The organism is Paraburkholderia sp. WC7.3g, from assembly GCF_050436345.1.
In the GTDB taxonomy this organism is placed as follows: domain Bacteria; phylum Pseudomonadota; class Gammaproteobacteria; order Burkholderiales; family Burkholderiaceae; genus Paraburkholderia; species Paraburkholderia podalyriae.
In genome coordinates, this window is record NZ_JBNDMA010000002.1 from 1876800 (window position 1) to 1897596 (window position 20797).

Annotated in this window: 15 protein-coding genes; 12 read left to right on the top strand and 3 right to left on the bottom strand. The window is 66.3% G+C overall.

Annotation, left to right across the window (positions count from 1 at the left end; translation table 11 throughout):
* The first annotated feature begins 47 nt into the window (after positions 1-47).
* The 9 genes from OKW43_RS20160 (at position 48) to OKW43_RS20200 (ending at position 11041) form a co-directional block, all read left to right on the top strand.
* The gene (locus tag OKW43_RS20160) at positions 48-839 is read left to right on the top strand and encodes an ABC transporter ATP-binding protein (RefSeq protein WP_187632855.1); all 792 of its coding nucleotides are present in this window, start codon (positions 48-50) and stop codon (positions 837-839) included.
* A gap of 24 nt (positions 840-863) precedes the next feature.
* On the top strand, positions 864-1907 hold the full coding sequence (locus tag OKW43_RS20165) for a GlxA family transcriptional regulator (RefSeq protein WP_429449360.1): 1044 nt from the start codon (positions 864-866) through the stop codon (positions 1905-1907).
* Positions 1908-2102: 195 nt separating this feature from the next.
* The gene (locus tag OKW43_RS20170; RefSeq protein WP_187632853.1) at positions 2103-3338 is read left to right on the top strand and encodes an aspartate aminotransferase family protein; all 1236 of its coding nucleotides are present in this window, start codon (positions 2103-2105) and stop codon (positions 3336-3338) included.
* A 67-nt stretch (positions 3339-3405) separates the two neighbouring features.
* Positions 3406-4458 (top strand): arginine/ornithine succinyltransferase subunit alpha, encoded by a 1053-nt coding sequence (gene aruF / locus OKW43_RS20175; RefSeq protein WP_429449364.1) that lies wholly within the window; start codon positions 3406-3408, stop codon positions 4456-4458.
* A complete protein-coding gene (gene astA, locus OKW43_RS20180) occupies positions 4455-5492 on the top strand; it encodes an arginine N-succinyltransferase (RefSeq protein ID WP_429449366.1) in 1038 nt (345 codons plus the stop codon). The genes aruF and astA overlap by 4 nt, the downstream gene beginning before the upstream one ends.
* 2 nt (positions 5493-5494) lie before the next feature.
* Positions 5495-6958, top strand: coding sequence for a succinylglutamate-semialdehyde dehydrogenase (gene astD / locus OKW43_RS20185; RefSeq protein WP_429449368.1), 1464 nt, complete (start codon positions 5495-5497; stop codon positions 6956-6958).
* Between the two features lie 12 nt (positions 6959-6970).
* Positions 6971-8311, top strand: a complete 1341-nt coding sequence (gene astB, locus OKW43_RS20190) for an N-succinylarginine dihydrolase (protein WP_429451738.1) — start codon at positions 6971-6973, stop codon at positions 8309-8311.
* Positions 8295-9389 carry a succinylglutamate desuccinylase gene (gene astE / locus OKW43_RS20195; protein WP_429449370.1) on the top strand — a complete coding sequence of 365 codons (1095 nt, stop codon included), beginning with the start codon at positions 8295-8297 and terminating at the stop codon, positions 9387-9389. Before astB ends, astE begins: the two co-directional genes overlap by 17 nt.
* A 275-nt stretch (positions 9390-9664) precedes the next feature.
* Positions 9665-11041, top strand: coding sequence for an EAL and HDOD domain-containing protein (locus OKW43_RS20200; RefSeq protein WP_429449372.1), 1377 nt, complete (start codon positions 9665-9667; stop codon positions 11039-11041).
* A gap of 100 nt (positions 11042-11141) precedes the next feature.
* On the opposite strand, the gene OKW43_RS20205 is transcribed toward OKW43_RS20200, so the two are convergent.
* Positions 11142-12599, bottom strand: coding sequence for an HDOD domain-containing protein (locus tag OKW43_RS20205; RefSeq protein WP_187632847.1), 1458 nt, complete (start codon positions 12597-12599; stop codon positions 11142-11144).
* Between the two features lie 95 nt (positions 12600-12694).
* Entirely contained in the window at positions 12695-14509 is a 1815-nt protein-coding gene (locus OKW43_RS20210; RefSeq protein ID WP_187632846.1) for a putative bifunctional diguanylate cyclase/phosphodiesterase, read from the bottom strand.
* Between the two features lie 353 nt (positions 14510-14862).
* Between OKW43_RS20210 and OKW43_RS20215 the strand changes: the two genes are divergently transcribed.
* The 3 genes from OKW43_RS20215 (at position 14863) to OKW43_RS20225 (ending at position 17438) form a co-directional block, all read left to right on the top strand.
* A complete protein-coding gene (locus tag OKW43_RS20215; RefSeq protein WP_187632845.1) occupies positions 14863-16164 on the top strand; it encodes an EAL and HDOD domain-containing protein in 1302 nt (433 codons plus the stop codon).
* Between the two features lie 171 nt (positions 16165-16335).
* Positions 16336-16899 (top strand): peroxiredoxin, encoded by a 564-nt coding sequence (locus OKW43_RS20220; protein ID WP_187632844.1) that lies wholly within the window; start codon positions 16336-16338, stop codon positions 16897-16899.
* A gap of 74 nt (positions 16900-16973) precedes the next feature.
* Positions 16974-17438 (top strand): hypothetical protein, encoded by a 465-nt coding sequence (locus OKW43_RS20225; protein ID WP_187632843.1) that lies wholly within the window; start codon positions 16974-16976, stop codon positions 17436-17438.
* 32 nt (positions 17439-17470) lie between these two features.
* On the opposite strand, the gene OKW43_RS20230 is transcribed toward OKW43_RS20225, so the two are convergent.
* Positions 17471-20797 carry an efflux RND transporter permease subunit gene (locus tag OKW43_RS20230; protein ID WP_429449376.1) on the bottom strand — a complete coding sequence of 1109 codons (3327 nt, stop codon included), beginning with the start codon at positions 20795-20797 and terminating at the stop codon, positions 17471-17473.

Consider the following 20797-nt stretch of genomic DNA (forward strand, 5'->3'; position numbering starts at 1 on the left):
GGCGGCGTCCGCACCAGACCGATCCGTATTCTCACTGGGAGAGCATCTTGCTCCATACCACTCAAACCGACGCTTGCAAGCTCGCCGTGCAGGACATCCACAAGCGCTACGGCGACAACGAAGTGCTCAAGGGCGTGTCGCTGAACGCGAACAAGGGCGACGTGATCAGCATCATCGGCGCGAGCGGCTCGGGCAAGAGCACCTTCCTGCGTTGCATCAATTTTCTCGAGCGGCCGAACGCGGGGCAAATCGTCGTCGATGGCGAGGCGGTGAAGACCAAAACCGATCGCGCCGGCAATCTCGAAGTCGCCGATCACAAGCAGCTGCAGCGCATCCGCACGAAGCTCGCGATGGTGTTCCAGCACTTCAACCTGTGGGCGCACATGAACGTGCTCGAGAACGTGATCGAAGCGCCGATTCATGTGCTCGGTCTGAAGCGCAAGGAAGCCGAGGATCGCGCGCGCGAATATCTGGAAAAGGTCGGTCTCGCGCCGCGTCTCGAGAAGCAGTATCCGTCGCATCTGTCGGGCGGCCAGCAGCAGCGCGTCGCGATTGCGCGCGCACTCGCGATGGACCCTGATGTGATGCTGTTCGACGAACCGACCTCCGCGCTCGACCCCGAACTCGTCGGCGAAGTGCTGAAAGTGATGCAGAAGCTCGCCGAGGAAGGCCGCACGATGATCGTCGTCACGCACGAAATGGGTTTCGCGCGCAATGTGTCGAACCACGTGATGTTCCTGCACCAGGGCCGCACCGAGGAAGAGGGCAATCCGGGCACGGTGCTGAGCGCGCCACGCAGCGAGCGCCTGAAGCAGTTCCTGTCCGGCAGCCTGAAGTAACGCGCGCGCTTTCACTGACCACCGATGGCCCGCCCGTCCAACCCGGCTCGCACGACGCAGGTCGCGATCGTGGCACTGCCGCCCGTGTCGATGTCGGGCGTCGGTCCGATCGTCGACGCGCTCGATCTCGCCAATGAAATCGACGGCCGCGCGCTGTATCGCGTGCAGGTGTGTTCGTGGGACGGCCGCGCGGTGCCGTTGTCGGGCGGCGCGCAGTGGCCGGCCGATGCCGCGTTCGGCGACGCGATCGTGTGCGACTGGCTGATCATCGTCAGCGAGCGGTTTCAGCAGTTCGCCGACTACCGTCTGTTTCTCGCAAGCCTCGCGCGCGTCGGCCAGCGCACGCCGCTCGTCACCGGCATTCATCACGGCGTGTGGTGGCTCGCGATGGCGGGGCAGCTATCCGGCTATCGCGTCAGCGTGAACTGGGAAACCTATCAGCAGTTCTCCGAACAATTCGAACGCTCGATCGTCACGCAGCAGATCTTCGAAATCGATCGCGATCGCGCGACCTGCGCGGGCGGTCAGGCGAGCGTCGACTTCATGCTCGCGATGATCGGGCGCGAGCACGGGCCCGAACTCGCGGAGCGCATCGCCGATACGCTCGGTGTAGGCGTGCTGCGCGCGGGCGAGGAGCGGCAGCGCATTCCGTTCGTGACCGCACCGGGCGAGCGTCATCCGCGCCTGAACGACGCGCTGCTGCTGATGGAAGCCAACATCGAGGACCCGCTGACTACCGATGAGATCGCCGGCCTCGTCGGCGTCTCGCGCCGCCAGCTCGAACGCCTGTTTCGCCAGTATCTCGGCTCGATGCCGTCGAAATACTATCTGGGGCTGCGGCTGTCGAAGGCGCGCACGCAGTTGCAGCGCACCAGCAAATCGGTCGTGCAGATCAGCCTCGCGTGCGGGTTTTCGTCGGCGGCGCACTTTTCGAATGCGTATCGCGAGCGCTTCGGTGTCACGCCGCGCGAGGATCGCCGCAACTGGATCGACCGGCATACCGGCGCGCACGGCGGCGCTAGTGAACCGCGGCCCGCTGCGCTGATCGAGCGCCCCGAGCTCGATTGATCAGGCGGCGCGCGAGGCAGGCATGGCTCGTGCACGACCTGCAAGCCGTCTGAAAGCGAAGCCGCGACGAGTCCGGGGCCGACCCGGCAGCCGCGACGCGCGGAACCTCATAGAAAGCGTCGCGTATGCGCAAGACTTGCCGCGCGCGGTTTCCTACACTAACTGTATTACCTGTCACCCGTAAAAGGATTAGCCATGAACGACCTGACTGTGACACGCCAGACCTTCGACGAAGTCATGGTGCCGGTGTTTTCCCCCGCCGCCTTCGTGCCGGATCGCGGTCTCGGCTCGCGCGTGTGGGACACGCAAGGCCGCGACTATATCGACTTCGCCGGCGGCATCGCCGTCACCGCGCTCGGTCATGCGCATCCCGAACTGCTGAAAGTGCTGCATGAACAGGGCGCCAAGCTGTGGCACATCGGCAATGGCTACACGAACGAGCCAGTGCTGCGCCTCGCGAAGCGCCTTGAAAGCCTCACGTTCGCCGACCGCGCGTTCTTCGCGAACTCGGGCGCCGAAGCGAACGAGGCCGCACTGAAGCTCGCGCGCCGCGTCGCGTTCGAGCGTCACGGCGCGCAGAAAGCTGAAATCATTTCGTTTGCGCAGTCGTTCCACGGCCGCACGCTGTTTACCGTCAGCGTCGGCGGCCAACCGAAGTACTCGGAAGGCTTCGGCCCGGTGCCCGCCGGCATCACGCATCTGCCGTACAACGACATCGAAGCGGCGAAGAGGGCGATCGGCGCGCAGACCTGCGCGGTGATCGTCGAGCCGATCCAGGGCGAGGGCGGCGTGATTCCGGCCGACCCAGCGTTCCTCAAAGCGCTGCGCGCAGCATGCGACCAGCACAACGCGCTGCTGATTTTCGACGAAGTGCAAACCGGCGTGGGCCGCAGCGGCTTCTTCTACGCGTACGAGGACACCGGCGTGACGCCGGACATCCTGACCACCGCGAAGGCGCTCGGCAACGGCTTCCCGATCGGCGCGATGCTGACCACCAAAGAGCTCGCCGCGCACTTCAAGGTCGGCGTGCACGGCACGACTTACGGCGGCAATCCGCTCGGCTCGGCGATCGCGGAAAAAGTGGTCGAGCTGGTCAGCGACCCGAAGCTGCTCGAAGGCGTGCGCTCGCGCAGCGAAGTGCTGAAGGGCCACCTCGCGAAACTGAACGAGCGCTTCGGGCTTTTCACCGAAGTGCGCGGCAAGGGGCTGCTGATCGGCGCCGAACTGAACGAGCCGTTCCGGGGCCGCGCGAAGGATTTCGTCACCGCGGCCGGCCAGCACGGCGTGATCATGCTGATGGCGGGCCCGGACGTGCTGCGCTTCGTGCCGTCGCTGATCATGCCGCTCGACGACATGGCCGAAGGCTTCGCGCGTCTCGAGAAGGCGTTCGGCGAACTCGTCGGCGCGAACGCGCAGGCGGCGTCGCATTGAGGTTCAGGCAGTCCAGTACGCCCACGCTGATGCAGCGGATCATGCGTCACATTCAACAGGAACGATGATGCTCTTCGTACGTCCCGGCCGCCTTACCGATCTCGATGCGCTCGAGCATATGGCGCGCACCGCGCAACCGGTGCTGCATTCCCTGCCGCACGACCGGCGCGCGCTCGAAGCGCGCGTCGCGTTGTCGGAAGACTCGTTTCGCGCGGAGGTCGACTTTCCGGGCGAGGAGTTCTATCTGTTCGTGCTCGAAGACTCGCAGACCGGCAAGCTGATGGGCACCGCGAGCATCGTCGCGGCGGCCGGTTATGCGGACCCGTTCTACGTGTTTCGCAACGACGCGCTGATTCATGCGTCGCGCGAGTTGCACGTCAATCGCAAGATTCACGCGCTGACGATGTCGCACGAGCTGACCGGCAAGAGCCGGCTCGCGGGCTACTACATCGACCCGTCTCTGCGCGGCGACGCGGCCGCGCAGCTGATGTCGCGCGCGCGGATGATGTACATCGCCGCGAATCGCAAGCGCTTCACGCCCGAGGTGTTCTCGCTGCTGCTCGGCGTCACCGACGAAAACGGCATGTCGCCGTTCTGGGAAGCGGTGGGGCGCAAGTTTTTCGGCCGCGATTTCGCCGACATCGAAGTCGAATCGGGCGGCCGCAGCCGCACCTTCATCGCTGAAGTGATGCCGACCTATCCCGTGTATGTGCCGCTGTTGCCCGAAGCGGCCCAGCGCGTGCTCGGCGAGCCGGACGCGAACGCGTTGCTCGCGTACGAGATTCACCTCGAGGAAGGCTTCGAGACCGATCGCTACGTCGACATTTTCGACGCGGGTCCGGTACTGACCGCGCAGGTGGATCGCAGTGTCAGCGTGCAGCACAACGAAACGCGCGTAGTGCGCGAGGCGCCGGCGACGCACGGCGAAACCTACCTGATCGCGCACAACGGCGCCGGCGGCGAATTCCGTTGCGTGCTCGGCGATCTCGCGCCCGGCAACGAGGCGGGCGCCGGGTTGTCACAGGCGGCGCGCGCCGCGCTCGGCGTACGGGAAGGCGATACGGTGCGCTGCGTACCGCTGCATCAGCCGCAGGATGAACAATCGGGAGAAGCGCAATGATCGTCGTTCGCGTAGTACAACGAGGCGATGTCGATGCGCTGATGCGACTCGCGCAGGAAACCGGGCCGGGCCTGACCACCTTCAAACCGGATCGCGATGCGCTCGGAGCGCGTGTCGAACGCGCGCGCCGCACGATGGAAGACGAGGCCGAGCCGCACGAGGCCGGCTATTTGTTCGTGATGGAAGATACCGCGACCGGCGACGTGGCGGGCGTCTGCGGTATCGAAACGGCGGTGGGTCTGCGGCAGCCGTTCTACAACTATCGCGTCAGCACGGTCGTGCACGCGAGCCAGGATCTCGGCATCTGGACGCGCATGCACGCGCTCAATATCTCGCACGACCTCACCGGTTATGCGGAGGTGTGCTCGCTGTTTCTGAGTCCGCGTTATCGCACGAGTGGCGTCGGCGGCTTGCTGTCGCGCTCGCGCTTCATGTTTCTAGCGCAGTTTCGCGAGCGTTTTCCGCAGCGTCTGTGCGCGGAGCTGCGCGGCCATTTCGACGAGCAGGGCACGTCGCCGTTCTGGCGCGCGGTCGGCTCGCATTTTTACCAGATCGATTTCAACGCAGCCGACTATCTGAGCTCGCACGGCCGCAAGGCGTTTCTCGCCGAGCTGATGCCACGCTATCCGGTGTACGTCGAACTGTTGCCGGAAGAGGCACAGCGCTGCGTCGGCCTCACGCATAACGATACGATCCCCGCGCGCCGCATGCTCGAAACCGAAGGGCTGCGCTACGAGAACCACGTCGATATTTTCGACGCGGGCCCGGTGCTCGAATGCCATATCGCCGACCTGCGCACGGTGCGCGAGAGCGTGCTGGTGGCGATTGAGATTGGCGAGGCACCGGAGCGAGCCGGGCAGGACGGACCGAAGTCGATGGTGTCGAATACGTCGCTCGGCGATTTTCGCGTCGGCGTCGTGGCGGGCGTGCCGCGCAACGGTGTTTTCCGTCTGAGCGCGGCTGAGGCCGACGCGCTTCGCGTGAAGACAGGCGATCCGCTGCGGGTGCTGCCGTTGAAACACAAACAAGGATGATCATGAGCGAGCTTTTCATCGACGGCGAATGGGCCGTCGGCACTGGACCCGTATTCGCATCGCACAATCCCGGCACGGGCGCGGTGGTGTGGCAAGGCAACAGCGCGTCGGCGGACGACGTCGATCGCGCCGTACGCAGCGCGCGCCGCGCGTTCGCCGCATGGTCAGCGCTGACGCTCGACGCGCGCTGCGCGGTGGTGCGCCGCTTCGCCGCGCTCGTGACGGAGCGCAAGGAAGCGCTCGCCGAGGCGATCGGCCGCGAGACCGGCAAGCCGCTGTGGGAAGCGCGCACCGAAGCGGCCTCGATGGCCGCGAAGGTCGACATCTCGATTCAGTCCTATAACGAGCGCACCGGCGAGAAGCGCTCGGCGATGGCCGACGGCACCGCGGTGCTGCGGCATCGTCCGCACGGCGTGGTCGCGGTGTTCGGACCGTACAACTTTCCGGGTCATCTGCCGAACGGGCATATCGTGCCCGCGCTGATCGCCGGTAACGCGGTCGTGTTCAAGCCGTCCGAACTCGCGCCTGGCGTCGCGGCGCTCACGGTGCGGATCTGGCGCGATGCGGGGCTGCCCGCCGGCGTGCTGAATCTCGTGCAGGGTGAGAAGGACACGGGCATCGCGCTCGCGAATCACCGGCAGATCGACGGACTGTTCTTCACCGGTAGTTCGGATACGGGAACATTGCTGCACAAACAGTTCGGCGGACGGCCGGAGATCGTGCTCGCGCTCGAAATGGGCGGCAACAATCCGCTCGTGATCGGCCCGGTCGCGGACCTCGACGCCGCCGTGCACCACACGATTCAATCGGCGTTTCTGTCGGCGGGGCAGCGCTGCACGTGCGCGCGCCGCATCTTCGTGCCCGACGATGCGTTCGGCGAGCGTTTCCTCGCGCGCCTGACGGAAGTGAGCTCGCGCATCGGCGTCGGTGAATACAACGCCGATCCGCAGCCGTTCATGGGCGCCGTGGTGTCGGCGCGCGCGGCCTCGCGCTTGATCGGCGCGCAGCAGCGTCTGCTCGCGAGCGGCGCGAAGGCTCTGCTGAAAATGGAGCAGCGCGATTCGCAACTCGGCTTCGTCACGCCCGCGATTCTCGACGTGACCGACGTGAAGGACCTGCCCGACGAGGAGCACTTCGGCCCGCTCGCGCAGATCATCCGCTACCGCAGCTTCGACGACGCGCTCGAACAGGCGAACGATACGGAGTTCGGTCTCTCGGCGGGCCTGCTCGCCGACGACCAGGCGCTGTGGACGCATTTCCAGCGCACGATTCGCGCGGGCATCGTCAACTGGAACCGGCCGACCAACGGCGCTTCGTCGGGCGCGCCGTTCGGCGGTCCGGGCCGCTCGGGCAATCATCGGCCGAGCGCGTACTATGCGGCCGACTACTGCGCGTACCCGATGGCGTCCGTCGAGAGCGCGCAATTGAACATGCCCGCGAGCGTCTCGCCGGGCCTCCAATTCTAAGGATCGACGATGCTGCAAGCCACTGAAGCCAATTTCGACGGCCTGGTCGGCCCGACTCACAACTACGCGGGCTTGTCGTTCGGCAACGTCGCGTCGCAAAGCAACGAGAAGTCGGTCGCGAATCCGAAGGCCGCGGCACGCCAGGGTCTGCGCAAGATGAAGCAGTTGGCGGACCTCGGGTTTCATCAGGGCGTGCTGCCGCCGCAGGAGCGTCCGTCGATGCGTCTGTTGCGTGAGCTCGGCTTTTCCGGCGACGACGCTTCGGTGATCGCGCGCGTCGCGAACAACGCCCCCGAGTTGCTCGCGGCATCGAGTTCGGCCTCGGCGATGTGGACCGCGAACGCAGCGACCGTGAGCCCGTCCGCGGATACGCACGACGGCCGCGTGCATTTCACGCCGGCCAATCTGTGCAGCAAGCTGCATCGCGCGATCGAGCATGAATCGACGCGCCGCACGCTGCGCGCGATGTTCAGCGACACCGACCGCTTCGTCGTGCATGAGGCGCTGCCGGGCACGCCCGCGCTCGGCGACGAGGGCGCGGCGAATCACACGCGCTTTTGCGAGCAATACAGCGCGCGCGGGGTCGAATTCTTCGTGTATGGCCGCAGCGAGTATCGTCGCGGACCGGAGCCGACGCGCTATCCGGCGCGCCAGACGTTCGAGGCGAGCCGCGCGGTCGCGCATCGTCATGGCTTGCAGGAAGCGGCGACCGTGTACGCGCAGCAGAACCCGGAAGTGATCGACGCGGGCGTGTTCCATAACGACGTGATCGCGGTCGGCAATCGCAACACGCTGTTCTGCCATCAGCTCGCGTTCGTCGATCAGCACGCGGTGTATGACGAGCTGCGCGCGAAGCTCGCAAGCCTGCACGCTGGCTTCAACGTGATCGAAGTGCCCGACGCGCAAGTCAGTGTCGCCGATGCGGTGACGTCGTATCTGTTCAACAGCCAGTTGCTGAGCCGGCCCGATGGCAGGCAGGTGCTGGTCGTGCCACAGGAGTGCCGCGAAAATCCGCGCGTGGCCGCGTATCTGGATGAGCTGACTTCGCACAGCGGTCCGATCGACGAGGTGCTCGTGTTCGATCTGCGCGAGAGCATGAAGAACGGCGGCGGTCCCGCGTGTCTGCGTTTGCGCGTCGTTCTCGACGACACCGAACGCGCGGCCGTCGCGCCGGGTGTGTGGATCGACGACACGCTGTTCGGCCGTCTCGATGCGTGGATCGAAAAGCACTACCGCGATCGTCTCGCCCCGGCCGATCTCACCGATCCGAAGCTGCTGGTCGAGTCGCGCACCGCGCTCGATGAGCTGACGCAAATCCTCGATCTGGGCTCGCTATATGACTTCCAGCGCTGAGCACACGACGCCGGCCCCGAGCGAGATGCTCGACGATTTTCTCGCGTGGACGCTCGTGGGTTCGCGGCCTGCTGCGCATCAAGCGCAAGGCACGTGCGCGAACGGCGTGCGCTGGACGTGGCAGGGCGACGGTGTACTCGTCATCGAGCCCGCGGACCCGCACCCGGACCTATGCAGCGTGCTCGTGTCGGCCGGCGTGCATGGCGACGAAACCGCGCCGATCGAACTGCTGTCGCGCATCGTCGCCGATATCGCGCACGGCCGCGCCACGCTCGCGTGCCGGCTGCTCGTGATTCTCGGCAACATCGAGGCGATGCGCGACGGCGGCCGCTATCGCGACGACGATCTGAACCGGCTGTTCAGCGGTCGTCATCTGCAACTGCCGCACAGTCATGAAGCGCCGCGCGCGGCCGCGCTCGAACAGGCCGCGACGCGCTTTTTCGCCGACGCGTGCGCCGCGCCCGGCGCGCGCTGGCATATCGACATGCATACGGCGATCCGCGCGTCGGTGTTCGAGCGCTTCGCGCTGCTGCCGCATACTGGCAAGCCCTTGTCGCGCGCGATGTTCGAATGGCTCGGCGACGCGCGCATCAGCGCCGTGTTGCTGCACACGACGAAGGGCAACACTTATTCGCACTTCACCGCGCAAGCGTGCGGCGCCGCTGCGTGCACGCTCGAACTTGGCAAGGTTCGGCCGTTCGGCGAAAACGATCTGACGCGCTTCGAGGGCGCGGATCTGGCGGTGCGCGCACTACTGGCCGGCACGCGGGTGGGTTCGCGAACAACCCCGCAAGCCGACGCCCCTGCCGACGTGCAAGCCGCGCTGCCGCGCGTGTTCACCGTCATCGATCAGTTGACCAAGCAAAGCGACGCGTTCGAGCTGCTGCTCGCGCCCGATGTGCCGAACTTCACGCCGCTCGCAAAGGGCACCTTGCTCGCGCGCGACGGCGACTATCAATACACGGTGCAGCGCGACGAAGAGCGCATCGTGTTTCCGAACCCGACGGTCAAGCCCGGCCTGCGCGCCGGCCTGCTGGTCGTCGATACCACCGCCGATGCGCTGTCCAGGCTTGTCTAGAACGACAAGGCGTTGAAGGAAGTAACCATGCATCGAAGTGTGCAAAACGCCCGCCCGTTGCGGCCGTTTTGCTTTCTGCACGCGTGTCGCAAACGTTCAACAATTATTTCGAGATATTGCCTCGTAAGCCTGTTCGTGCCCAATCACGCTGCGATAAAATTGCGACGCACACTGCCGCGCGCGACGGAGCTTTCAACGTCACAGAAACGCGCCACCGTGCAGCGGAAAACAGAACATAGCGGCCAGGCGCCAGCGGCGCCGAGCGGGGGATTGGAATGACCACCATCGCAATCGAGACTCTGAGCCCCAGCGGCACGACCGACGACGCGTCGCTCATCGCCAGCTTCGCGCGTCAGCCCATTCTGAATCGGGACGGCATGCTGTGCGGCTACGAGATCAAGGTGCGTGCGCCCGAGCTGACGCCCGCCGACGCCGACCAAGGCGTCCCGCAAGCCGATATCCATACCCAACCCGAAGCCGACGCATTGCCGGGCCGCGCGCCCACGCCGATGCAACGCGTCGCGCGCGCGATCGTGCGCGGGCTCGTGCAGAGTGACGTGCGCGGCGCGCTGACCGGCCATCCGGCCTACGTCGACGTGAACCGCGAGCTGCTGCTCGACGACGCGATCCTGAGACTGCCCCCAGAGCGCTTCATGCTCGAACTGCCTTTGTCGCTCGACGCCGACGACGCGTTGATAGCGCGTGTCGTGTATCTGCACGGCCGCCGCTACCGCTTCGCGCTCGACGACGTCGCGCAGCCCAACGAGACCTTCGCGAAGCTGCTGCCGTACGCCGAAGTCGTCAAGATCGACGTCACCCGCGCGCCGCGTGCGCTGCTGCCGAAGCTCGCGAGCGTGCTGAAGTCGGCGGGCAAGCTGCTGCTCGCGTCGGGTGTCGATGCGCAGGCCGACTTCGAGGCAGCGCATGAACTCGGCTTCGACCGCTTCCAGGGCTATTACTTCGCGCATGCGCAAAGCTCGGCGACGCGCCGCGTCAGCGCGCCGCGCCACGCGCTGCTCAATCTGCTGCAACTGCTCGCGGGCGACCCGACGGTCGCGCAGCTCGAAGCCGAACTGAAGCTGAACCCGGTGCTCGTCATGCATCTGATGAAGCTCGCGAATTCGAGCGGCCTCGCGGTCGGTCAAAAGGTAACGACGCTGCGCGACGCGATCAACGCGACTGGCACCGACCGCATCGCGCGCTGGACGCAACTGCTGCTCTACGCCGACGGCCGCAAGGTCGCGCTCGAGGACGATCCGCTGCTGCAACTCGCGGCCGCGCGCGCGCGCTTCATGGAACTCGCGATCGAGCGCATGCCCGAGGCGGGCCGCGACGAAGCCGACGCGGCATTCCTGACCGGTGTGTTTTCGTTCGTCGATGCGGTGTTCGGCGGCTCGCTCGAAAAAACGCTGAACATCCTCACGCTGTCGCGGCCGATCCAGGCTGCGATCCTGCATCGCGAGGGCAGGCTGGGTCTGCTGCTGAGCGCGGTCGAAGCGCTCGAAGGCGGTGCATGGGAGCGCGTCGCCACGCTATGCGAGCGTCTTGCGCCGTTGACGGTGGAAGCGGTCGCGCAGATGGGTCTCGCGGCCGGCGCGTGGGCCGGCGTCGCGGATCGCAGCGCGGATGGGCTGGAGCGGATCGAGGATTGAGTGGGGCAAAAGCCCCACACGTGCCCGGAACAAATCGTTTTCGGGCAAACACGGAAAAGGTTGACAGTAAAGCGGCGTGATCAACGATCACGCCAGGTCTTCACATCGTCTCCATTTCCCGCATCTGCCCCTGGCCGAAAAAACGTCCTAACTCCTGAGCCAGTTCGTTGAGCACGCCCATCTCCTTCTGCGAGATGCGGCGCGCCTCCTGGGTGTGCGACCAGTCGCCGTAGAGCAGCGCGACAGTCTGATCGGTTTCGTCGAGGACCGGCAGCAGCACGAACGCGCGAGCGTCGTCGAACGAGCGGCGGAACCACTCCGGCAGCCGCGCGACCATCTTCGGATCGCGCGCATTCTCGATGAAGATGCCCACCGAGTTCGCGATCGCGAGATGGAACACGTCGGGCTCGAACGCGGTGTTGAACGAGAGCCGCGGCAGCGCCGCGTCGATCTTTGGCCCGAGGCCGAGACGCGCCCTGAACGTGCCGTTGCTGTGCTTGATGAACACCACGACGCGCGCGAAGCCGAGGCCCGCGAGCACGGTCTCCGCGGCCATCGCGAGCGCCGGTGCGAGCGGGCTGCCCTCGGGCAGGCCGCGCAGGTCCTCCACGCCGACCGCGATGCGCGCCTCGGGCGTGAGCGCCTCGCGCGCGATCGCATCTGCATTCGCGCGCAGTTCGACGATTTCCGCCATCACGCCGTCGCCGCCTTCCTCGCGCGCGAGCGCGACGCTCATCTGCAGCAGCACCTCGGGGTCCGTGTTCAGCGCGGCGCTGTACTCGTGCGCAAGCTCGCCGATGCGTGCCTCGCGTTCCCACTCGGGCATGTTCTGCTGCGTGAGCACGTCGGCGACCGCGGTCGAGTAATTGGTGATCGCGCGCAGCCACTGCACCTGGCGCGGTTGCGTCACGTCCTGCGGATCGAACTCGCCCATGCCCGAGCGGATCGTGTCGGGCAGGCGCCAGCGCACCGCGGCTTCGGCGCCGATTTCATCGAACGTGACGCCGAGCACGAGCGCGCACGCATCGGCTTCGGGCGCGCCGCCGTCGATATGGCGGCGAATCTGGTCCCATTCCGCGTCGAGATAGAACACGACGAGCAGCTTGCCGATTTGCCGCATCAGCGTGCAGACCACCGCTTCCTCGCCGGCGCGCAGGTCGCCGCGCTCGGTCAGCTTGCGCGCGACGCAGCCCGACAGCAGCGTGCGGTTCAGTTCGAGTTTCGCGTCGATGCGGCGCGGCGCGCTGTGATGAAAGTGATCGACGATCTTCAGACCGACGACCAGGTGACCGACCGCATCCATGCCGAGCACCATCAGCGCGCGTGACACGGTCGTGATGTTGCCGCCGAACGCCATGTACATCGCCGAGTTCGCGAGCCGCAGCACTTTCTGCGTGAGCGCGAAGTCCGACAGCACCACCTGCACGAGGCCGGTGAAGTCGAGGTCGTCGTTGGTCACTGCCGCCATGGTGGTGCGCAGCGATTGCGACAGCATAGGGAAATCGCCGCGCTCGCTCATTCGCGACCAGAGCCGGTCGAGCACTGCCGCCTTTACCATGTGAGTCCCGCAAAAGCCATACGTGTTCCAGTGAATGCGATGCCGGTCGAGAGCCGGTTTGTTCCGCTGCCTGGGCGTCGCGTGTACATCGCCCGTTACGCGCTGTGCAGCTGAAGCTCGCGCGCTTCGAAGCGCTGCGCGAGTTCCTCGGACGGCAGCGCCTTGCAGACGAGCCAGCCCTGAATGTGATCGCAGCCCATCTCGGTGAGCAGCGCGCGTTGCGCTTCTGTTTCGACGCCCTCGGCAACCAGTTCGAGGTCGAGCGTCTGCGCCAGGCCAACGACAGCGCTAACGATTGCCTGATCGTTTCGCGAGGTTAGCAGATTCTCGACGAAACTCCGGTCGATCTTCAGCTTCGCGAGCGGAAAACGCTGCAGGTACGCGAGGCTCGAATAGCCGGTGCCGAAGTCGTCGACGGCGAAGCGGATGCCCATCGCGGTCAGGTCTTCGAGCAAGACCTTCGCATGCGCCGGATCGTGCATCAGCAGACTTTCGGTGATTTCGAAGACGACGCGGCGCGGATCGATGCCGGTCAGCTCGAGCGCTTCGCGCACCGAGTCCTTGAAGCGCGGATCGCGAAACTGCTGCGGCGATACGTTGACGGCCACGTATTGCAGCGGGATGCCCTTCGCGTCCCACTGGATCAGCTGCATGCACGCGACCTTCAGCACCCAGTTGCCGAGGAAGTTGATGAGCCCGATCGACTCGGCAAGCGGAATGAACATCGACGGCGGCACGAGGCCATGCACCGGATGCGCCCAGCGGATCAACGCCTCGACACCGACCACGCCTCGCGTGCGGCTGCTCGTGATCGGCTGGAAGTGCAGCGAAAACTCGCCGTTGCGTACGCCGTCGTAGAGGTCGGCCTCGAGCTTCAGGCGCTCGGCGTCGGCCGGGTTGTCGTCGGGCACGTAGAACGCGAGCGTGTTGCCGCCCGCGGCCTTCGCCTGCAACAGCGCGTGGTCGGCCCAGCGCAGCAGGTGCGTGTCGTGGCCGCCGGTGTCGTTGGCATGGCGCACGTCGGGGTAAAGCGCGATGCCGATGCTAGCCGACAGGTGCACCTGCTGACCCTTGAACACGTACGGCTGCTGGATCGCGGTCAGCAGACGCCGCGCCAGCGCTTCGGCGGCCGCCGCCGCGTCGGTGCGGCTCGCGGCCGGCTTCACGAGGATCGCGAACTCGTCGCTCGCGACGCGCGCGATCGTTTCGTTCGGGCTCGTCATGTTCAACAGGCGCCGCGACGTGTCGCGCAGCATCTCGTCGCCGGCGTCATAGCCGAGCGCGCGGTTCACGCGCTGATAGTCGTCGAGATCGAGCAACAGTAACGCGACCGGCGTGCCGTGCGCGTCGGCCTTCTGTTGCGCGTCGAGCAACGCGTGCAACAGACCCGACTGGTTCGGCAGGCTGGTCAGCCGGTCCAGATGCAACGCCTGGGTCAGGCGCTCTTCGGCGGCGCGCCACGACGACACGTCGAAGCCGGCGATCGCGTAGCCGTCGACGCCCTCGTGGCTGCTGCGCACGACGCGCAGCTCGACCGTGATCGGATAGGTCAGCGACTTGACGAGCCCGAGCGTCGCTTTCTCGACGTTGCCCGAGGCCGCCGCTTGCTTGAGCAGCGCGTCGAGGCGCGGCGCGTCGGCGGGCGCGACCAGATCGTGCAGCGTCGCGGTTTTCAGGTACTCGCGGTGATAGCCGATGAAGCGCAGGCTCGCGTCGGACACGTAGATGAAGCGCAACGCATCGTCGACGTGCGCGAGCAGGTCGACCGCGCCGACCACCTGTTCCAGTGGGAGCGGGCGGTTCGTGCTGCTCGGCTGGGCGTCGTCCTCGCGCCGGCCGAACGCTCGCAGCCGGTCGATGACCGTGCGCAAGGAGCCCCGGCGGGGCGCGGTGATCGTGTTCGCTTCCATGTTTGTCGCTGGCAACCTGGGTTCGTCCGCGGGCGCGGCTGCTGGTCCGCCGGTCCCTGGGGGGGCGGCAGATAGCAGGCCACCCTATCAGAACGAGATAACGACGCGTGCGGGGAAATCTTTAGCGGCGCGCGGAGAAAAACATCTGGTAAGGCGAAGCCCGCTGCCGTCGCCGGGACGATTCGGTTAAAGTGACGCCGCTTCGCGGCCGTTAATATGGCGAATCTCCCTTGGTCCGCGACCCATGACGTCGCGCAGCATAGACTTTCCGAACCTTGTACCGATGATCCATCTCCGAACGCCCTGTCGTCAGGTCCGCCAGACCCCCACGGCCCGTCCCGCGGGACGCCGAGGTGCGTAATGCATTCGCCGGCTCGTCGGCCGGCTATCCTGAGCACGGGTACCCGGACGCGGCCGCGCAGTATGTCTATGTCGGCCGCCAGCCGATTCTCGATCGCGACGGCGCGCTGCATGCGTACGAGCTACTGTTCCGTGCCGGCACGTACAACTACGCCGAGATCAACGACGACGCGCAGGCCACCGCGCAGGTGGTCGCGCGCACGATCGGCGGAATCGGCGTGCCGGCCGTGCTGGGCCAGCATCGCGGCTTCGTCAATATCGATCGTGCGCTGCTCTTTAGCGACATCGTCCATCTGATGCCGCCCGAGCGCTTCGTGCTCGAAATCCTCGAAACCGTGCGCTACGACGCGTCGCTCGCGCGTCGTCTGGGAGAGCTGCGCGGCGCCGGCTTCCAGGTCGCGCTCGACGACGTGCACGATCTGTCGGACGAGCTGAGCGCGATGCTGCCTTTCGCCGACATCGTCAAGATCGACTTCCTGCAGACGCCGCGCCGCACGGTCGCGAAGCTCGCGTCGACGCTGCGCGGCCACGGCAAGACGCTGCTCGCCGAGAAGGTCGAGACACGCGAGGACTTTGCGCTCGCCCACGACCTCGGCTTCGATCTGTTCCAGGGCTACTTCTTCGCGCGGCCGCAGGTGCTGGCCGCGCCGCGCAACCGCTCGTTGCGCCCGGGCCTGTTGCGGCTGCTCGCGCTGCTGTCGCGCGACGCCGGCATCGTCGAGCTGGAGGCGGAGCTGAAGTTGAATCCAGGCGTGGTCGTGCAACTGCTGCGGCTCGTCAATTCGAGCGCGTTCGGTCTTGGGCGCAACATCGCGTCGCTGCGCGAGGCGATCATCGCGACCGGCACGCGGCAGATCGCGCGCTGGGCGCAACTGCTGCTGTACGCGGATACGGGCGACCTGCCGTGGCGCGCCGATCCGCTCGTGCAATTGGCCGCGACGCGCTCGCGTTTCATGGAGCTGGCCGCGAACTGGCTGCGTCCTGCCGACGGCGAATTCGCCGACGCCGCGTTCATGACCGGGATTTTTTCGCTCGTGCATATCGTGCTCGACAGCACGCCGGATACGGTGCTCGAAAAGCTCGGCCTCGCGCCGCAGATCCGCGACGCGATCGTCGCGCGCAAGGGTGAACTGGGCGCTCTGCTGCTGATCGCCGAGGTCGCGGGCGAGGGCGGCGACGCCGCGCCGGTCGCGACGGCGGCGGGCCTCCCCGCGCTGACGCCCGACGTGGTGTCGGAGCTGAACCTGTCGGCGGCGGCGTGGTTCGGCGCGCACGTGGCCGAGTTGGGTCTTTGATGTGCTGAGCTCGCGCGCCGCATGCTTTCGATTCGCTTGTAGTCCTGGCGGTGACTGACGCCGCGTGCGCATCCGTGGTCCAATGGACAGTTCAGCGACGGCCCGTGACGGCGGCCGAAGCTGTCTTCGATTGACCGGATCAACCGCGTGCGCTCACGCATGGAGAAGCAGATGAAGAAACAACACCTACCGGCGGCACTGGCAGCCGTCATGGCGTTCGGATTCGCCATGCATGCGCCGCTCGCTTCGGCAACCCTGAAGCCCGGCGACACGGCGCCGACGTTTACCGCCGAGGCCTCGCTCGGCGGCAAGACCTACACGTATTCGCTTGCCGACGAACTGAAGAAGGGGCCGGTCGTGCTGTACTTCTATCCGGCCGCGTTCACGACGGGCTGCACGATCGAGGCGCACGAGTTCGCCGATGCGGTCGACGAGTACAAGCAATACGGCGCGTCGGTGATCGGCGTGTCGCACGACAACATCGATACGCTAACGAAGTTTTCGGTCAGCGAATGCCGCAGCAAATTCCCGGTCGCGGCCGACGCCGACGCGAAGGTGATCAGCGCATACGACGCGGGCATGCCGATGAAGGCCGGCATGGCGAATCGCGTGTCGTACGTGATCTCGCCCGACGGCAAGATCATCTACGAGTACACGAGCCTGTCGCCCGAGAAGCATGTCGAGAACACGCTGAACGCGCTCAAGGAGTGGGCGGCCGCGCATAAGGGTCAATGAAGGGCCGCGTGTGCCTCGTGTGGCATCGCGTATCGCCTGTGCCAGGCTAAAACCTTTTACCGGAAGAGCTTGCGATGCCGATTGTCGTTGCGTTGATTGCGCTGATCGCGCTGGGATACGGCGCGGTGCGCGCCTTTTATGCGCTGCAGGCCGCTTTCGGGCTGGTGGTGGCCGAGGGCGTCGCCGTGCTGGTTGCGTTGCTGATCGCCGGTGCGCTCGCGTACTGGCGGCAGCGGCGCCGCGAAGTCGCGCCGAACGTGCGCGACGGCGACTGGACGCACGAGCTGAAGGGCAGTTGGGGGTCGGTGCGGCTCGCGGCGGCCAAGCGGCTCTGCGAGATTCGCGTCGGCGATCAGCAGGGCGCGTATATCTTCGCCGACCTGCTCGGCGCCGAAGCACAGGGCCGCGACGCGCAGGCGCGACTCGCGCTGAAGGTCAAGGACTCACGGCATGGCGAGTGGCTCGTGCCGATGCCGAACGAACGGATGGCGCGCCGATGGCAGCGGATTTTCTCGCTGGCCATCGCGCAGAAGCTGTGAGCGCCACCGCTGTGCGCGCCACCGCCACTGCATCATGACGACGTCGGCGCCGCGCCACCCGCGCGGCGCGCCTTTCTCGCCTCCCAGCGCACGCGGATGCGATCCATATACAGATAGACGACCGGCGTCGTATAGAGCGTCAGCATCTGGCTGACGATCAGCCCGCCGACGATCGATATGCCGAGCGGCGCGCGCATCTCCGCGCCTTCGCCGCTGCCGAACGCGAGCGGCAATGCGCCGAGCAGCGCGGCGAAGGTCGTCATCATGATCGGCCGGAAGCGCAGCAGACAGGCCTGATAGATCGCGTCGCGCGACGACAGCCCCTGGCGCGACGCCTCGATCGCGAAGTCCACCATCATGATCGCGTTCTTCTTCACGATGCCGATCAGAAGGATCACGCCGATCAGCGCGATGATGCTGAACTCGGTCTTGAACAGCAGCAGCGCGAGCAGCGCGCCGACGCCCGCGGACGGCAGCGTCGACAGGATCGTCAGCGGGTGGATGTAGCTCTCGTAGAGGATGCCGAGCACGATATACACCGCCGCGAGCGCGGCGAGGATCAGGATCGGCTGATCGGACATCGACTGCTGGAACGCCTGCGCGGTGCCCTGGAAGCTGCCGTGAATCGTGGCGGGCATGCCGATCTCGGCCATCGTGTCGTAGATCGCCTGGGTGGCGGTGGACAACGACACGCCCGGCGGCAGGTTGAACGAGATCGTCGATGCGACGAACTGGCTCTGGTGATTGACCGACAGCGGCGTGGTGCCCGGCCCGAAGCTCGCGATCGCCGACAGCGGTACCATCGTTTCCTTCGCGGTCGATACCGCCGCGCCAGACGATGCGCTCGACTTGCCGCTCGCCGCGATCGAATTGATCGCCTGATTGCGCGCGGAGTCGGCCGCGATGCTGGCCGCGCTCGTCGCGGTGGTGGCCGCGGTGCCGCCGGTTGCTGCGCTCGTCGTGGTCGCCGTGCTGGTCGCTTTGGACGTCACGGTGCCGGCCGGCGCATTGGTGGTCTGCGCGCCGCTCGCGCTGCCGCCCGATGTGCTGACGAAAATCTGCGTCAGCATCTCCGGGCTCTGCCAGTAGCGCGGCGCGACTTCCATCACGACGTGATACTGGTTCAGCGGGTTGTAGATCGTCGACACCTGGCGCTGGCCGAACGCGTCGTACAGCGTGTTGTCGATCTGCGCGGGCTTGATGCCGAGGCGCGATGCCGTTGCGCGGTCGATCGTCACCATCGCTTCGAGGCCGCCTTGCTGCTGGTCGGAGTTCACGTCCGCGAGCTCCTTACGCGCCTGCAGCGCCTCGGTGAGCTTCGGCCCCCACTTGTACAGATCGGGCGTCGAGTCTGCGAGCAGCGTGAACTGATACTGCGCGTTCGATTGCCGTCCGCCGACGCGGATGTCCTGCACCGCCTGCAGGAACGTGCGCGCGCCGGCCACGTCGCCGAGCGGCACGCGCAGTTGCTGGATCACCTGGTCGGCGGAGAGCTTGCGTTCGCTTTTCGGCTTCAGCGACACGAACATGAAGCCCGAGTTGGTCTGCCGGCCGCCGGTGAAGCCGACCACGCTGTCGACCGCCGGGTTCTTGCTGACGATCGCCATCATCTCCGAGAACTTGCCCTTCATCGCCTGGAAAGACGTGCTCTGGTCGGCCTGGATGCCGCCGACGAGGCGCCCCGTGTCCTGCTGCGGGAAGAAGCCCTTCGGCACGATGATATAAAGCGCGACGTTCAGCGCGATGGTCAGCAGCAGAACCATGACGATCAGGAGCGGATGCAGCAGCGCCCAGCCGAGCGTGCTCTCGTAGCCGCGCTGCATCGACGTGAAGCCGCGTTCGAGCCAGCGGCCGAGGCGGGTTTCCTGCCGCTTTTCGTGCGGCTCGCGCAGCAGGCGCGAGCACATCATCGGCGTGAGCGTCAGCGATACGACAAGGGACACCGCGATCGCGAGCGACAGCGTCAGCGCGAACTCGCGGAACAGCCGCCCGACGATGCCGCCCATCAGCAGGATCGGCAGGAACACGGCGACCAGCGAGATGCTGATCGACATCACCGTGAAGCCGACCTCGCGTGCGCCGATGAACGCGGCCTTCATGCGCGGCACGCCGTCTTCGATGTGGCGCGAGATGTTTTCGAGCACGACGATCGCGTCGTCGACGACGAAGCCGGTCGCGATCGTCAACGCCATCAGCGACAGATTGTCGATCGAGAAGCCCATCAGGTACATCGCGCCGAAGGTGCCGATGATCGAGATCGGCACGGCCACGCTCGGAATCAGCGTCGCGCGCCAGTTGCGCAGGAACAGGAACACCACCATCACGACGAGCGTGACCGCGATCACGAGCGTGCGCTCGGTGTCGCGCAGCGACGCGCGGATAGTAATGGAACGGTCCGAGGTCGGTGAAATGTCGACGTCGGCGGGCAGCGACGCATGCAGTTGCGGCAGCATCGCCTTTACGCGGTCGACGGTCTCGATGATGTTCGCACCGGGCTGCCGGTAAAGGATCACCAGCACCGAGCGCTTGCCGTTGAAGAGGCCGAGATTGCGCAGATCCTCGACCGAATCGACGACTTCGCCCATGTCGGAGAGTTTGACCGGCGCGCCATTGCGATACGCGATCACGAGGTCCTTGTACTGCGACGCCTTGCTCGCCTGGTCGTTCGTGTACAACTGCACGCGGTTCTCGCCGAACTCGATCGAGCCCTTCGGGCTATTCGCGTTGGCCGCGGCGAGCGCCGCGCGCACGTCTTCGAGGCCGATGCCGTAATGCGACAGCGCATGCGGCAGCAGCTCGACGCGCACGGCCGGATTCGCCGAGCCGCTGACATCCACTTCGCCGACCCCTTGCACCTGCGACAGCGACTGCTGCAGCACGGTTGCGGCCGAATCGTAGAGCTGGCCCGCCGTCAGCGTGGTGGACGTCAGTGCGAGAATCAGAATCGGCGCGTCGGCCGGGTTGACCTTGTGGTAGGTCGGGTTGCTGCGCAGGCTCGCGGGCAGGTCGGCGCGCGACGCGTTGATCGCCGCCTGCACGTCGCGCGCGGCGCCGTCGATGTTGCGGTTCAGGCCGAACTGCAGCGTAATGCGCGTCGAGCCGACCGAGCTTTGCGACGTCATCTCGGTGACGTCGGCGATCGAGCCGAGATGCCGCTCGAGCGGACTCGCGACACTCGTCGCGACGGTCTCCGGGCTCGCGCCCGGCAGCGTTGCCTGCACCGAGATGGTCGGGAAGTCGACCTGCGGCAGCGGCGCGACCGGCAGCTTCGTGAACGCGAACACGCCCGACAGCGCGATGCCGATCGCCAGCAGCGTGGTGGCGACCGGTCGGGAGATAAACGGACGCGACAGGTTCAT